This window comes from Pseudomonas sp. NFACC39-1, from assembly GCF_900110355.1.
Lineage (GTDB): Bacteria > Pseudomonadota > Gammaproteobacteria > Pseudomonadales > Pseudomonadaceae > Aquipseudomonas > Aquipseudomonas tehranensis.
In genome coordinates, this window is record NZ_FODL01000003.1 from 244,829 (window position 1) to 260,567 (window position 15,739).

The window sequence follows — 15,739 nt, forward strand, 5'->3', positions numbered from 1 at the left end:
CAGGGATCGGCCCCATATCGAGTACTAAAAAAATAAAATCGTCGGAGTGTCAGAAGATGCTAAGTAAAACTCTAAAGAGCGCTCGCCGCTGCCTGGGTGCAACCACGCTTGCTGCCGTGACAATGTTCTGTGGCGTTGACGTCGCACGGGCCGAAAGCAACTGGCCCAGTGGCCCTGTGAACATGGTCATGCACACGGCGGCGGGTGGCAGTGCAGATGTCTTCATCAGAACACTGGCAAAGACTTTAGAACCGGAGATTGGTCAGAAAGTGATTGTCATCAATGCACCGGGTGGTGGGGGTGCAGCACAGATGACGCGAGTTCTCTCCGCCAAGCCAGATGGTTTGACGCTCGGTGTCAACACGTTGTCGCACTTTACAAGCATGCTTACGAATCTCAAGGGGACATACGCCATTGATGATTTTTCCTGGATAGCTTCGACACAGGAAGACGCGATTTTACTGTTCGTCAAGTCGGGTTCCGACATGAAGAACTTGAATGACCTCGTGGCGCTGGCCAAGGCCAACAATGGGCAGGTCAATGTGGGTGGTTTTGGGCCAGCGGGTTCCATGCAGAGCATTGGCATCACGATGTTGGAGAAGGCCGCGGGTGTAAAGTTTAATTGGATTGCATTTAACTCCACCCCGGATATTGTTGCTGCGCTGTTGGGGGGGCACATTGATGTCGGCGTCTCCAATCTAGGCGCCGTAAGTTCCTTCTTTGATGCAAGTCGCTTGGTCGGCCTGGGCGTGCTGGGCGAAGAACGTCTCACTGGGCTACCTGATGTGCCGACCTTTGGTGAGCAAGGATATCAAGTCGATACCAGTTGGTTGCAGGTTCGTGGAGTGTTTGGACCTGCGGATATTCCAAAGCAGACACAGCAGAAGATTGCGGATGCTATTCACAAGGCGATGCGCTCAGAGGAGTACCAGAATTATGCCCGCAATGCCGGTGTCGTGGACTCTTGGATGGGCCCAAAGGAGTACACGGATTTTGTCAAACGCGTAACGGATATCGCACAAACCCAGCTTAAAGCCGCCGGTTATATTCAGTGATGTTGCAGGGTTTTAACGGGTCGCCAGAGAGTGATAAGTGGGTGAGGATTCATGGCTAAAGCATTTGATGGAATTCGTGTCGTGGATACGACGCATGTACTTGCAGGTCCCTTTGCCAGCTATCAGATGGCAGTCTTGGGTGCTGAAGTGATCAAGGTCGAGTCACCTAATGACCCTGACCAAGCGCGCATGCAGGGCTCTGATCGCGCGCTGAACGATATGGGCATGGGTACTGCCTTCATGGCCCAGGCGTCCAACAAAAAGACATTGGCCCTAGACCTCAAAACTGCTGAGGGACGCGAGGCGATGAAACGGCTCATTTCTACTGCCGATGTGTTTGTGGAAAATTATCGCCCGGGTGCTTTTGATGAGCTGGGGTTGGGTTACGAGGCGTTGTCAACGCTTAACCCTAAGCTGATCTATTGCTCTATCTCGGCTTTTGGTTCGACCGGACCCCGCCGGGAGCAGACAGCCTATGACAATGTGATCCAGGCTTTTTCCGGCATGATGTCGATGACCGGCCACGGCGATGGCAGACCCTTGAAATCAGGGGCGCCTGTTGTGGACTATGCGACGGGCACGACCGCTGCGTATGCAATCGCGACCGCTCTTTTTCAGCGGGAACGAAATGGAGGAAAGGGCCAGTTTATCGATGTTTCCATGCTCGATGTGGCACTGATATTGACCAGCTCTCACCTCACCGGATTCCTCTGGAATAGTAAGCATCCGGAGCAGAAGGGCAATACTTTCCCATTTGCAACGATCGGCTGCTATCAGGCAAGCGATGCCCCGCTGATGATCGGTGCCTCTAACCTCAATCAACAGCGTCGTCTATGGACGGCACTCGGTCGTGAGGACATGATCAAGACCGATAACAATCAACGCCTGGATGCGCATGCGGAAGAGGCGCAGGTGCTGAAAAAAATCATCGGTACGATGTCAGCGGATTATTGGGAGACGTTTTTACAGGCAAGGCGCATCCCAGCTGCTCGCATTCGCCGCCTGGAGGAAGCTCTTTCGGACAGCCAGGTTGCCAGTCGACATGTGCTGCATAGACACGCAATCGGGACCGGTGCAGTCGATGGACTGACGGTTCCAGTGGCGGCATTCAGTCTGTCCGACAGCCCTGCGCAGATCACCCTTACACCGCAACCCGTAGGTGCTCAGAGCGCCGAAATTCTTGCAGAACTCGGCTACGGGCACGAGGAGATTGAAGCGTTGCGAGAAGCGGGGGTCGTCAATTGACTGTCAAGGGGACCTCGATGACCAATCCAATTAAGGTGCTGGCCAATGCGGCGGCGAGTTGGCAAAGCTGCAACCTGACCGAAAACGTGACGTGGGCGACACGCCGCGTCATCCTCGATTGGTTTGCCACAACGTTACCTGGCTGTGTATTGCCACCAGCAACGCTGTTGGCTGACGCCCTTTCCCCCCAACTTGGGCAGGGCAATGCCATCTGCTATGTGAACGGTCAGTTCGGTTCTGCGCGAAATGCTGCGCTGCTCAATGCCACTGCTAGCCACACGGTCGAATTTGACGACATCTTTAAGGATGGCGGGTATCACCCGGGCAGTCCGACCGTTTCCGCCGCGCTGGCCGTCGCTCAGGATAAAGGCGTGTCACTTGCGCAACTCCATCGCGCGATCATCGCTGGCTATGAGGTCGGATGCCGGATCTCCCTGGCTATTCAACCCAGCCACTATCGTTACTGGCATACCACCTCGACCGTGGGCACGATAGGTGCCGCAGTGGCGACCGCCATGATCCTGGGGGCTGATGCGGATCGAATCGCGCATGCTATTGCCCTTTCGAGCAGCTTTGCCGGTGGACACCAGCAGAATCTCCAGGACGGCGGTATGGCGAAGGCGCTACACCCCGGCCATGCAGCAGATGCCGGTATCCTCGCGGGTATCGCCGCCGCTAATGGCGTGACGGCTTCTCTGGACAGCCTTCATGGTGACCAGGGCTTCGCGGCTGCGACCAGCGTCTCCAGTGGAGACTGGCTAACGGCCCTCGAGGGAGTGGGGGAGTGGACGCCTATTACGCGCATGACGGTCAAGAATCATGGTTGTTGCGGGCATATCTTCCCAGCACTCGACGGCCTGAAGCTCTTGCAGGGAACAGAAGGTTTTGATGCCGACGATATCGACTCAATCCGTGTAGACGGGTACACCGCCACCTATCAGATGTGCAACCGTGCGGATCCCCAATCCGCCCAAGAGGCGCGCTTCAGCATCCAGTACTGCATCGCTGCGCAGTTATTGCTTGGCGGTGTCCGTCTGGCTGCGTTTTCGCCTGACGTTTTAGCGCGTTCCGACATTCACTCACTGATGCAGAAAGTGGCCGTCACCGAGGATGCAGAACTGGCAGCCGCTTATCCAAAAAAACGCATGGCACGGCTTCACGTGCGGCTAAAGGATGGGCGCCAAATCAACCACTTCCAGGAAACCCGAAAAGGAGATCCAGAGGATCCGCTGTCGGATGAGGAGCTGGTTGCCAAGTTCGATGAGCTGGCCGGATCCGTTCTCTCACCTGCGCAGCTCAGTGCCTTACGCCAGACAATACTCTACGGGGACGTCCCACCAGGCACTATCAGGCTGGGCACCTAATGGCCGGGAATCGTGTAGTGGGTCAACGAACCGGCTTGCCTTCGTCAGTGAGAGTGGCGCGGCTCACCGCTGCGGGCAATCACTCTGAGATGCAACGTGGCAGGCTCAAGGCAACCCCCCGTGGATAGCTGGCCCACCAACTGCCGATAAAGCTCCTGCCAAGGCGTTTGCGACGGCGGAATGTTGGGGGTCCATTCAAGCCGACGCTGGGCCATCTCGGCCTCGTCGATCAGCAGGTTCACGGTTCGTGTGTTCAGATCCACTTTCAGGCGGTCGTTGGTTTTCAACAAGGCCAGGCCGCCTCCCACCGCTGCCTCAGGGGACATGTTGAGGATTGACGGGCTCGCCGATGTGCCGCTCTGGCGACCGTCGCCGAGGCAGGGCAGGGAGTCGATGCCCTGTTTGATCAGCGCGGCCGGCGGGGCCATATTCACCACTTCGGCACTGCCGGGGTAACCCACGGTGCCCACGCCGCGGATGACCAGGATGCAGCGCTCGTCGATGTCCAGCGCCGGGTCGTCGATCCGGGCGTGATAGTCCTCCGGTCCCTCAAACACAATGGCGCGGGCTTCGAAACTATCCTCGGCACCGGGTTCGGACAGGTAGGTCTTGCGGAACGCTTCACCCACCACCGACATCTTCATGATCGCACTGTCGAAGAAATTGCCGCTGAGCACGATGAACCCGGCACGGTGTTTGAGTGGGGTGTCGAAGGGATAAATTACATCGGCGTTGCTGGTCAGGCTGCTGCGCACGATGTCGCCGATGGTCTTGCCGCTGACCGTGGCGCAGTCTTCGTGCAGACGCCCGGCTTTTTGCAGTTCATGCATGACCGCCGGGACGCCGCCGGCCCGGTGGAAGCCTTCACCCAGGTACTTGCCCGCCGGCATGCAATTGACCAGCAATGGCACGTCCTCGCCGATCCGTTGCCAATCATCCAGGCTCAGTTCGACGCCCATGTGCCGCGCGATGGCGATGAGATGCGGCGGACAGTTGCTCGAAGCTCCCAGTGCCGAGGCGACAGCGATGGCGTTCTCGAAGGCCTCTCGGGTCATGATCTGTGAGGGACGTACGTCCTGCAGTACCAGCTCGCAGATGCGTTTGCCGGTGGCATAGGCCATTTGCCCGCGCTCGCGATAGGGCGCTGGGATGCTCGCACAACCGGGCAGCGACATACCCAGGGCTTCGGCCAAGGCATTCATCGACAGGGCAGTGCCCATGGTGTTGCAGTGACCCACCGACGGCGATGCGGCGGTGGTCATTTCCATGAAACCTTCATAATCGATCTCCCCGGCGGCCATCAGGTTGCGCGCATGCCAGAGCACGGTGCCGGAGCCGATCAACTCGCCTTTGTGGTGACCGTCGAGCATCGGACCGCCGGACAGGACAATGGCCGGCAGGTCGGTTGTTGCCGCGGCCATCAGACAGGCCGGGGTGGTCTTGTCGCAACCAGTGGTGAGCACCACGCCGTCCAATGGGTAGCCGTGGAGGATCTCCACCAGCCCCAGGTAGGCCAGGTTCCGGTCCAGCGCCGCGGTGGGGCGGCGCGACTGTTCGGCGATCGGATGCACCGGGAACCCCATGGGAATGCCGCCGGCATCACGGATACCGGCTTTGACCCGTTGCGCCAGCTCCAGGTGATGACGGTTGCAGGGCGTCAGGTCGCTGCCGGTCTGGGCGATGCCGATGATCGGGCGTCCCGATTGCAGCTCTTGGCGCGTCATCCCGTAGTTCATGTAGCGTTCGACATACAGGGCGGTCATGTCGGCGTGGGCAGGGTCATTGAACCATTGTTCGCTGCGCAGTCGGCGTTTTGGCGTGTCGGTCATGATTCATTTCTCTCTTGTCATTAGGCGAATCGGCAAACGGTTCTGCGTCAGCGGGCGAGCAACCCCCGGGAGGCGAGATTGCGCAGCAGAGCGCTCACGCCAAAGGTCCAGGGTGCGGCGTCAGAGCTGTGGGTCACCTGGTTATGCAGGCTGCCAAGCAACGGGCTGCTGATACTGACCCGGTCACCCAGTTTGTGGGTAAACCCGCCGCCGGCCTGATCTCGGTCTTCTGTGGGGGCGAACAGGGTACCGAGAAACAGCAGAAAACCGTCCGGGTATTGGTGGTTGGCGTTGAGCGTCTGGCCCGCCAGGTCCTGCGGGTCGCGGCTGATCTGGCTCATGGAGCTCGATCCCTGCATGCGGTAACCGTCTTCGCCTTGTACCTGCAGATCGACCACGCAGGCCCGTAGATCATCCAGGCTGAAGTGCTCGTCGAACAGGCGAATGAACGGCCCAATGGCGCAGGACGCATTGTTGTCCTTGGCCTTGCTCAGCAACAGCGCGCTGCGGCCTTCGAAGTCCCGCAGATTGACATCGTTGCCCAAAGTGGCGCCGTGGATCTGGCCGCGGCTGTTCACCGCCAGCACCACTTCCGGCTCCGGATTGTTCCATTGGGAGCCGGGATGAATGCCGATGCGGCTGCCGCTGCCGACGGCGGCGAGAACCGGTGCCTTGGTGAAGATCTCCGCATCCGGGCCGATGCCGACTTCCAGATACTGCGACCACATGCCCTGTTCGATGAGCAAGGCTTTCAGGCGCATGGCCTGCTCCGAGCCGGGCACGATCGAACGCAAGTTGTCGCCTATAACGCTTTGCACGGTGGCGCGTACGGCTTGGGCTTTCGCTGAGTCGCCGCCAGCCTGTTCCTCGATCACCCGCTCGATCATGCTGGCGGCGAAGGTCACGCCGGCGGCCTTGATGACTTGCAAATCCACGGGCGGCAACAACGACGGTTTGGACGGGTTGGCGTCAGGGCCTGTGTTGGCCAGCAGGGCTTCGACACTGGCGATGAAGATGCCAGGTGTCTGCCTCACGGCGGCCAGTGGCGATTCGGTTTCCAGTAAGTCACTCAACGTCGCAAAACGATCCGACAGGTCGAACACGCCGTCGCTGCGCAGCACGATTGGCGAAGGCCCGGCGATCCGGCCAGGCACCCAGGCGCGGCCAATCAGGGTACCGGTCACCCCATCGACCGGCAGGGTGTTCTCGGGAGTAAGCAATGGCGACATGGAGAGGCTTCCTGATTTTTGTAGTGCTTTCACGCTAGGGTGGGCGGTCGATAAACTCCAATGAGATATATTCAGTATTCGATAACGCTAGGTTATTGCTGATCAGAGAGGAATGCCCATGTCGGATCTGTCGTTTTCCAGCTTCTGCGGCTGGCTCAAATTTCGGCATCTGCTGCTGATCGATACCTTGGGGCGCACCCGCAATATGCATTTGGCGGCGCAGCAGATGAACCTCAGCCAGCCGGCCGTCAGCAAGATGCTCAAGGAAATCGAAAGCCTGCTCGGCTTTACGTTGTTCGAACGACTGCCCCGAAGCATGCCGCCCACGGCGTTGGGCGAGCATGTGTTGCGTTATGCGCAAATCGCCTTGAATGACGCGCGTTCGTTCGTCGAGCAAATCAGCAGCCTGCGCGAGGGCGGTCACGGCTTCCTCAAGGTCGGTGGGATTTTTGCCGCGACGGCGGTGGCCTTGCCCGAGGCGATCCTGCAAATCAAACAGCGTTGGCCGTTGCTGTCGATTGAAGTGGTGGAGCAGACCAGTAATCACCTGATGGAGATGCTCGAGGAGAAGAAGCTCGATCTGGCAGTGGCCCGTTTTACCGATCAAAGCCAGCAGCAGCGCTATGACTTCCAGCCCCTGGCGCCGGAACCGTTCTGTATTGTGGTCAATAGCCGTCATCCGCTGGCGAACGCCGGGCCCACCTCCTTGCAGCAACTGGTGGACTTGCCGTGGATTCTCTATCCGGTCGGTACGCCCATTCGCGCTCGCATGGAACTGGCCTTCGCCGAGGCCGGGGTTGGGATGCCGCGCAATACCATCGATACCATTTCCATGCAGACTTTTCTCCAGGTCCTGCAACGTGGGCCGATGATCGGGATGCTGCCCGACGCCATGGTTCATCCGCTGCTCGAAAGCGGCCAGTTGAAAACCCTCGACACCCCGTTGCACCTGGTGCCGCAGGACTACGGCATCCTCACGCGCAAGGATGAGCAACTGACGGGGGCGGCCCTGGAGTTTGCGGAAATCCTCAAGGAAAACGCCCGCCACAATGAGTCATCCAATCCAGCTACTCGATAACCCGAAGTTATCAGTTAATCCAAAAATGCCATTGGGAAAGAATCAGATCACGCCAGTAGAGTGACCCACTCAATAAAAACAATCAGGCATGCCCACATGCCCAGGGGTGACCTCATGCAAACCGTCTCCGAGCATTTACCCGCGCAATCGCAAGCCAGTGAACTTGATTTTGAAGACCGAACCTATCGCAAAGTCATCTGGCGCATCCTGCCAGTCCTGCTCCTGTGTTACATGGCGGCGTACCTGGATCGGGTGAACATCGGTTTCGCCAAGCTCGATATGCTCAACGAGCTGCAATTCAGCAACACCGTGTATGCCTTGGGCGCCAGTATGTTCTTCTGGGGCTACTTCCTCTTCGAAGTCCCCAGCAACCTGTTGCTGCATCGCTTTGGCGCACGGTTCTGGATCGCCCGGATCATGCTCAGTTGGGCGGTGATCTCCATGGCCGTGGCCTACACCGTGCCGCTGGCGGCCTTCTTCCATCTCGAATCGAGCACGATGTTCTACGTGCTGCGTTTCCTGTTGGGCATCTGCGAAGCGGGCTTTTTCCCTGGCGTGATTCTCTACCTCAATTACTGGTTTCCGACCCATCGGCAGAGCCGCGTGATGTCCGGCTTCCTGCTGGCACTGCCGGTCAGTCTGACCTTGGGTGGCATCCTCTCCGGCTGGCTGATGAACAGCATGCAAGGGGTGCAAGGCCTGTCCGGCTGGCAATGGATGCTGCTCATTGAAGGCATCCCTTCGATCATCATGGCGTTTGTGGTGATCGTCTGTCTGGCCGATAACATCGACAAAGCCAAATGGCTGTCCGCAGCGGAAAAAACCCTGCTCAAGGCCAATCTGCAAACCGACAACCAGGGCAAGGCCACTCGGCTGAGTGAAGTGTTTTTCAACCCTCGGGTGTGGTTGCTGGTGATGATTCTGCTGACCTTCAATACCGGCTTCTACGGCCTGGCGTTCTGGATGCCCTCGATCATCAAGAGCACCGGTATCACCAACAGCTTGCACATCGGTTTACTGACCGCCATCCCGTACTCGGTGGCAGTCGTGGCGATGCTGCTCAACGCCCGCCACTCCAATCGCACCGGGGAGCGGCGCCTGCACGCGGCCATTCCGGCCTTCATCGGTGGCGTCGGTCTGATCCTCAGCGCCTTCTTCGCTGACAACCTGGTGTTGTCCGTGCTCTTCCTGAGCGTATCCGCTTCGGGGATTCTCAGCCTGATGCCGATTTTCTGGACCCTGCCTGGCACGGTGCTGTCGGGGGTCGCCGCGGCGGCCGGTATCGGCATGATCAATGCCATCGGCAACTTGTCAGGGTTCACCGGGTCGATGATCACCGCCGTGGCGGAAACCCTCACGGGCAACATCAACAATGGCACCTATGTGCTGGCCTTGTGTCTGCTGGTCAGTGGTGGGCTGATCCTGGCCATCCCCGCGTCGATGCTCGGCAGGACGCCGAAAGACGCATCCATGGCGGCGAAGCTGGAAACCGCATGAGCATGCAGCACAAACGGGTATTGGTCACGGCGGCGGGGCAGACCATGCGTCTGGGGACCGCGGGGCTGGGAGGACAGTGCCAGGTGACGGTGCAGGCGGATTGATCCGGCTGGACTCGTTGCTCATGAGGGGCGCTACCTGCATCGGTTGCCGATGCAGCGTACACAAGCTGCTGAAGGAAACTGAACAGGCGGCAAGGGAATACGGTCTACGACTTGACGTGTCGTGAAAGGAAAGTACCTCATGCCCTCAATGGAAATTCAGCCCCTGCTCGAGCAATTGCTTCTCGCCCGCGGTCCCGGCGGGCAAGAAGACGAAGTGCGCGAGATTTGTCTGAGGGAGCTGAGCCAATATTGCGATGAGGCCAGTGTTGATGAAGCCGGTAATGTCAGGGGATTGATCAAGGCTCGGGGCGGTTCTTCGCAAGCACAGCCCATCCGGGTCATGGCCCACCTCGATGAAATTGCCATGATCGTGAAAAAAGTCAGGGACGACGGAAATCTTGAAGTGGTCGCGCTGGGCGGCGCCCAGCCCATTTGCTTCGGCGTTTGTCCTGTGGAAATCATGGGCGATAGCGACTGTCTGCCGGGTGTGCTGTCCTACGGTTCCATGCACAACAGTGGCGGCTCTACGCAGGGCCGCGATGTTCTTTCCGGCGCGGTGAAGTGGAGCGACGTGCACGTCGTCACCCGACGGTCGCCGCAAGCGTTGGCCGAGGCGGGCGTCCGGCCCGGGGTCCGTGTGGTCCTAAGCCAACACTGGCGCCAGCCGTTCCTGGTCAATGATGCCGTCGCCGCCCATTTCCTGGATGACAGGGCGCCACTGGCAGCCGTGATTGCAGCCGCGAAGCAGATCAGGAACCGTCGGCAGGAACTTCAACAAGACGTCTGGTTTGTCTGTACGACGCTTGAGGAGGAATCCAATGCCGGTGCGCTGTATGCGGCCTCACGCGTGCCGGGAGACACCACTGTCGCAGTGGAGGTGGGGCCGGTCCTGGACGAATACGGGACGGTGTTGTCCGCCGACCCGATTATCAACACCGGTGACCAGAAGGGGTACTACACCCGTTCTGTCGTGGATGCGCTCATAAAAGCCGCACAGCGTTCGGGGTATCACCCTCAGGTGGCCTTGCTGGTGGATTTTGCCTCCGATGCGAGCGCGGTCATGAGCTCCGGGGTTGCCGCGAGGGCAGGTTGCATCGCGATACCGACGGAAAACACCCATGGGTTTGAGATGGTGCTCAATGAAGGTATTGTCGCGTGTGCCGCGACACTCACTGAATACCTGTTGTATCCGACGCAATGAGATGGGGCCAATGCCCTTGCCGAGGCCTATGTGGATCGAAATCTTGATCGGCGTAACAACCTTTCCCTGGATAGCCTGAATTTTTTCCTCGCTGATGTACGCGACGGCTTGGGTCCCTACCTGGCGATCTATTTGTTGGCGGTACACCGTTGGGAGCCGGCCAGCATTGGTGTGGTAATGACGGTGGCGGCGATCGTCGGGCTCGTTGCCCAGGCGCCCGCAGGTGCATTGATCGACCGGGTTCGCAGCAAACGCACCGTGGTGGCCGCTGCGGCATTGCTGGTAACGCTGGCTTGCCTGGTGCTGCCATTCACCTCTTCGTTCGGCCTGGTGGCATTGACCCAGGCGGTCAGCGCCGTGGCGGCTTCGGTATTCGCCCCGGCCATTGCCGCGATCTCCCTGGGTATCACCGGTGCAAGGGCTTTTACTCGACGCACCGGGCGCAACGAGACCTTCAATCATGCAGGTAACGCCTGTGCCGCGTTGCTGGCCGGCGGGTTCGCCTGGTTGTTCGGCCCTATCGCGGTGTTCTATCTGATGGCGGCGATGGCCTTGGCCAGCATCGTGGCGGTCAGTTGCGTGTCGGCCGAGGCCATCGACCATGACGTGGCAAGGGGGCTCGAGGCCGGTCAGTCGACCCAGGGGCCGATGCCCTCGACGTTGCGCGTGTTGCTGGACAACCGCACGCTATTGCTGTTCGCCATGTGCTGCGGGTTGTTCCACCTGGCGAACGCGGCAATGCTGCCCTTGGTCAGCCAGAAACTCGCCCTGGCCAATGCGCACTTGGCCACGCCGCTGACCTCGGCCTGTATCGTCGCGGCTCAATTAGTGATGGTGCCCATGGCCTGGCTGGTCGGTATCAAGGCCGATGCCTGGGGACGCAAACCGCTGCTTCTGGCGGGCTTTTTGATCCTGCCGATTCGAGGGGTGCTATACGTGCTCTCGGACGACCCTTACTGGCTGGTGGCCGTGCAATTGCTGGACGGTATCGGCGCCGGGCTGTTTGGCGCGCTGTTCCCCTTGGTGGTCAAGGACCTGACCCAGGGCACTGGGCACTTCAATGTCAGCCTCGGTGTGCTGTCGACCGTGTTCGGGCTCGGTGCCGCGTTGAGCAACAGCCTGGCCGGGTTCGTGGTGCAAGGTGCGGGCTACAGCGCTGCGTTCCTGACGCTGGCGGCGATTGCGACATTGGCATTTGGACTGCTGCTGGTCATGCCAGAGACCTCCACGCCAAGCCGCGTTTCACCGCCCAATGCCTCGCCCGTGCCTGAGGGTGAGGTCGTCTGAACATGGGCATGTAGAGTACGTCTCGGGCTGAACTCACGCCTCAGCTTGAGACGTTACTTGCCCTCACGTTCGAAAATGTCCCACCAACCGCTGCTGATGGTTCGCCATTGGATCGTGAGGCGAGCGAAAAGCATGCTGATGTTCCTGCGCTTGGGCTTCAAGTTGCGCGGGCCAGGGCCCGTTATCCGGAATCGGCAACCTCTGTCATTTCATGTCTCTGGTCTGCACCCACGGCACCGCGTCTTGCGCCAACGCCTCATCCAATCAAAGCATGCGGCGCAGGACGTCGTTGCGAGGATCGCGGTCGAAGACCCGGTGCTTGAGGGCGCCCGCGACATGCAACACGATCAGCCCGAGCAGGGTATAGGCGAGGACCTTGTGCAACCATTGAAAGACGGCGAACCAGTCGTCATTTTTCGGCAGGAGTTCGGGAAGGTTGACGCCAAAAAAGAACACGCCGTCGCTCATTGTGTAGGTGCTGGACATTGAGTATCCCATCAACGGTACGGCGACGATCAGTACGTACATGGCACGTTGCACCAAGCGTGACAAAAAACGCTCATGGGCGGCCAATGTTTCCGGCGGCAACGGGAGCCTGGGGGTGCGCAGGCGCAGGGCGATCTGAACCAGGACCAGCAGAAACGCCAGCACGCCAAAGGATTTGTGCCATGGGTAATAGAGCTCGTACTTGCTCGCCACTTCATCGTCCATGCCGGTCATATACCAGCCGGCCCAGAGGAGGCCAGCGATAAGCACGGCGCGTACCCAGTGCAACACTCGCAGGGATGCTGGATATCGATCAACTGTCGCTTGTTTTATGGCGTTCATCGCAGCCTCTTCATTGATCAACAAGACATCGAAAATGCACGGTTGAATACCACCCTCGGCGCCCCGAGGCCTCGAAGGTAGTCGGTGCAGTGATTGTTTTCAGGTCGGCAGCAGTACGGTGATGACCTTCTCCTCGGTGTAGGCCAACGCACCGCCAAACCCGCCCTCACGCCCAATGCCGCTGGCCTTGACGCCACCCCAGGGCAGGTTGGCATCCAGCGGGCTCCAGCAGTTGATACCCACGGCGCCAGCCTTTACCGCAGCGGCTACGCGGTGTGCTCGCGTCAGATCGGCGGTCCAGACCGTGGCCGCCAGGCCGTAGGTGGAATCGTTGGCCAGGGCGACCGCTTCATCTTCGCTGTCGAAGGTGATCACCGTGCCGACGGGCCCGAAGATCTCGTCCTGGGCGATCGCCATGTCATTACGGGCATTGGCGAAGATCGTCGGCTGGACAAACCAGCCCCGCTCAGGGGTCGATACACCGCCGGCCAGTAGCGAGGCGCCTTGGTCGATGCCCAGCTGGATGTAGCGGTTGACGCGATCCAATTGCGCTTTCTTGGCCACCGGCCCCATCTGTATGTCGGGCTGCCGGGGATCACCTACCTTGACCTCGCGCGCAGCATCGGCAAGCGCCGCGGCGAAGCGATCGGCGAGGCTGCGGTGGACCAGGATGCGCGAGCCCGCTGCGCAGATCTGGCCCTGGTTGACGAACAGGCCGAGCGCGCAGCCGCGTAGCGCGTCCTCGAAGGAGGCGTCGTCAAAGACAATCTGTGGGCTCTTGCCGCCCAGCTCCAGTGCCACGCGCTTGAACAGCACGCCGGCGGTGCGCTGGATCTCGCGGCCGGCCTCGGGGCTGCCGGTGAAGCTTATCTTGGCGACGTGCGGGTGTTCGCACAACGCGCGGCCCACCTCATCGCCGTAGCCGGTGACCACGTTGATCACGCCGTCAGGGAAGCCCGCTTCCTGAGCCAGCGCCGCCAGGTGCAGGGCCGACTGCGGGGTTTCTTCCGATGGCTTGATGACCACGCTGCAGCCCGCCGCCAGCAACGCGGCGAGCTTCCACACTGTGATCATCAGCGGTGAGTTCCAGGGCACGATGGCGCCGACCACGCCCACTGGCTCACGGACCGTGTACGAGAGGGTCTTGGCGCCGAAATATCCGCCCGTGGGAATGGTGCGCCCCTCCAGCTGATTGGCCCAGCCGGCGGCAGCGCGCAAGTTGGCGATTGCGTTGGGCAGGTCCATCCGGCGTGGTTCGAGGGGGGAGCGACCGATGGCATCAGCGTCCAGATCGGCCAGCAATTCGCTGTCGCGCTCGACCAGGTCAGCCAGTTTCGACAGCAATCGAGCGCGCTGGGCGCCGTCAAGCTGGCTCCAGGCGCCATGCTCAAGCTGGGTGCGCGCCGCGCTCACGGCGCGGTCCACGTCCGCGGCCGTGCCTCGCGCGGAGCTGCCGTACGGCTGTTCTGTCACGGGGTTGATGAGAGGTATGCGACGACCGTCGGAGGCTTCGAAGGACGCGCCTTGGATAAAGTGATTCAGGTGCTGAGTCATTTGGGGGCCTGCGTGATATGAAAAGGTCGGGTTACACAGCTCATGCCTTGAGAGAGGCCAGGGCGTCGCCGAAGATGTCCAGGGCTTTGAAGAACAATGAGCGGGAAATGGTCAGCGAAGGCATGACGCGCATCACGTTGCTGTAGCGACCGCAGGGAATCATCAGCACGCCGTGGTCCAACAGGTAGCCCATGAGCTGGCCGATCTTCTGAGGTTCCAGGGGGGACTGGGTGACCAGGTCTTCCACCAGCTCGATACCGATCATCAGGCCGCGGCCGCGTACTTCACCGACGAACGGGCTGTTAAATCCTCGGATGCGTTCCTGCGCTTCCAGTCCCAGGGTGTGAGCGCGGTTGAGCAGATCGAGCTCCGGGTCTTGCAGGATGCTGATGTTGGTCAGCGCCACTGCCGCGGACAACGAGTTGGCGGCGAAGGTATTGGGCATCGATCCGTCTGGAATCTTGGCCGCCAGGTCCGAACGCATGATCAGGCCGGCCATCGGCAGGTCGCTGCCGATACCCTTGCCGAACGTGAGCATGTCGGGCTTGACGCCGGAGTGCTCGACCGCCCACATCTTGCCGGTGCGCCCTGCGCCGGATTGCACTTCATCGACGATCAACAGCGTGCCGCTGCGGTCGCAGGCCTTGCGCAACAGTTGCAGGAACTCTGCCGAGGGCGGCACGTAGCCGCCTTCGCCCTGCACCGGCTCCACGATCACGGCGGCCACGTCATCGGCGGCGGTGTAGGGGGTGTTCAGCAGATAGTCCACGTACTCGCCGGCGATCTGCTCGGCGCTTTTGTGAGTGGTGTCGAAAGGGAAGCGGTAGGCATAAGGGTAGGGGGCGTGAATGACGCCACCCATTTGGGCGCCGTAACCCTTGCGGTAGGCGGTGCCTGTGGTCAGCGAGCCCGAAGCGTTCCACACGCCGTGGTAGCCACCGTGGAAAGCGATGATCTGGTGCCGCCCGGTGATGCGCTTGGCAAACTTGATGGCAGCCTCCAGCGCATCGCTGCCGCCTTGCGTGAAGAAGGTGATGCAGTCGCCACGCAAGCCGTCCGGTGCGATCTCGGAGAGTTTGGCTGCCAGTTCGGTGCGCCGAGTGCTGTTGACTTCCAGGGCATGCATCAACACCTCGGACTGTTCGCGGATGGCCTGCACCACCTTGGGGTGGCAGCGGCCTACGCTGCTGACGCCCACGCCTGCGGACAAGTCGATGTAGGTGTTGCCGTCCGGGTCCTTGAAGGTCGCGCCGAAAGCGCGGTCCATGGCCACGGGCATGCGTGCGCCGCCGCGTGCCATCGACTCGGTGCGCTCCGACAACGCCAGGGCCTCGCGGGTCTTGGGGCCGGGCACGGTGCCGGAGGTCATCCGCGGGGCATCCGCGAAGTGGAGGGATTCAAATTTGGTTTCGCTCATGACGGCCTCTCAGGATGTCGGATTCAGTGTGCCGATCATCCCCGTGGCACA

Annotated in this window: 12 protein-coding genes; 7 read left to right on the forward strand and 5 right to left on the reverse strand. The window is 60.4% G+C overall.

The window, feature by feature from the left end; translation table 11 throughout:
• Positions 1-56: 56 nt before the first annotated feature.
• From BMY45_RS07920 to BMY45_RS07930, 3 genes are read left to right on the forward strand one after another with little or no spacing between them, the layout of a single operon-like run.
• The gene (locus tag BMY45_RS07920; protein WP_092396349.1) at positions 57-1,055 is read left to right on the forward strand and encodes a tripartite tricarboxylate transporter substrate binding protein; all 999 of its coding nucleotides are present in this window, start codon (positions 57-59) and stop codon (positions 1,053-1,055) included.
• A 51-nt stretch (positions 1,056-1,106) separates the two neighbouring features.
• Positions 1,107-2,300 carry a CaiB/BaiF CoA transferase family protein gene (locus BMY45_RS07925; protein WP_092396351.1) on the forward strand — a complete coding sequence of 398 codons (1,194 nt, stop codon included), beginning with the start codon at positions 1,107-1,109 and terminating at the stop codon, positions 2,298-2,300.
• Between the two features lie 17 nt (positions 2,301-2,317).
• Positions 2,318-3,664, forward strand: a complete 1,347-nt coding sequence (locus tag BMY45_RS07930; RefSeq protein WP_092396353.1) for an MmgE/PrpD family protein — start codon at positions 2,318-2,320, stop codon at positions 3,662-3,664.
• A gap of 44 nt (positions 3,665-3,708) precedes the next feature.
• Here BMY45_RS07930 and BMY45_RS07935 read toward each other — a convergent pair whose 3' ends face one another.
• Both BMY45_RS07935 and BMY45_RS07940 read right to left on the reverse strand, forming a co-directional pair.
• On the reverse strand, positions 3,709-5,493 hold the full coding sequence (locus tag BMY45_RS07935) for an IlvD/Edd family dehydratase (protein WP_092396355.1): 1,785 nt from the start codon (positions 5,491-5,493) through the stop codon (positions 3,709-3,711).
• Positions 5,494-5,540: 47 nt separating this feature from the next.
• Entirely contained in the window at positions 5,541-6,722 is a 1,182-nt protein-coding gene (locus tag BMY45_RS07940) for a fumarylacetoacetate hydrolase family protein (protein WP_092396357.1), read from the reverse strand.
• A gap of 118 nt (positions 6,723-6,840) precedes the next feature.
• On the opposite strand from BMY45_RS07940, the gene BMY45_RS07945 reads away from it, so the two are divergent.
• From BMY45_RS07945 to BMY45_RS07960, 4 genes are all read left to right on the forward strand, one after another.
• Positions 6,841-7,800, forward strand: coding sequence for a LysR family transcriptional regulator (locus BMY45_RS07945; protein WP_092396359.1), 960 nt, complete (start codon positions 6,841-6,843; stop codon positions 7,798-7,800).
• Between the two features lie 114 nt (positions 7,801-7,914).
• Positions 7,915-9,297, forward strand: a complete 1,383-nt coding sequence (locus BMY45_RS07950) for an MFS transporter (protein WP_092396361.1) — start codon at positions 7,915-7,917, stop codon at positions 9,295-9,297.
• A 252-nt stretch (positions 9,298-9,549) separates the two neighbouring features.
• Positions 9,550-10,602 carry a M28 family peptidase gene (locus BMY45_RS07955; protein ID WP_177193330.1) on the forward strand — a complete coding sequence of 351 codons (1,053 nt, stop codon included), beginning with the start codon at positions 9,550-9,552 and terminating at the stop codon, positions 10,600-10,602.
• 30 nt (positions 10,603-10,632) lie between these two features.
• Positions 10,633-11,889 (forward strand): MFS transporter, encoded by a 1,257-nt coding sequence (locus tag BMY45_RS07960; RefSeq protein WP_092396365.1) that lies wholly within the window; start codon positions 10,633-10,635, stop codon positions 11,887-11,889.
• 264 nt (positions 11,890-12,153) lie between these two features.
• On the opposite strand, the gene BMY45_RS07965 is transcribed toward BMY45_RS07960, so the two are convergent.
• The 3 genes from BMY45_RS07965 to BMY45_RS07975 all read right to left on the reverse strand — a co-directional run bounded on the left by BMY45_RS07965 (position 12,154) and on the right by BMY45_RS07975 (position 15,688).
• Complete coding sequence (locus BMY45_RS07965) at positions 12,154-12,717, reverse strand: cytochrome b (RefSeq protein ID WP_092396367.1); 564 nt, start codon at positions 12,715-12,717, stop codon at positions 12,154-12,156.
• A 99-nt stretch (positions 12,718-12,816) separates the two neighbouring features.
• A complete protein-coding gene (locus tag BMY45_RS07970; RefSeq protein WP_092396369.1) occupies positions 12,817-14,271 on the reverse strand; it encodes an aldehyde dehydrogenase family protein in 1,455 nt (484 codons plus the stop codon).
• Positions 14,272-14,311: 40 nt separating this feature from the next.
• On the reverse strand, positions 14,312-15,688 hold the full coding sequence (locus BMY45_RS07975) for an aspartate aminotransferase family protein (protein ID WP_092396371.1): 1,377 nt from the start codon (positions 15,686-15,688) through the stop codon (positions 14,312-14,314).
• Positions 15,689-15,739: the final 51 nt, after the last annotated feature.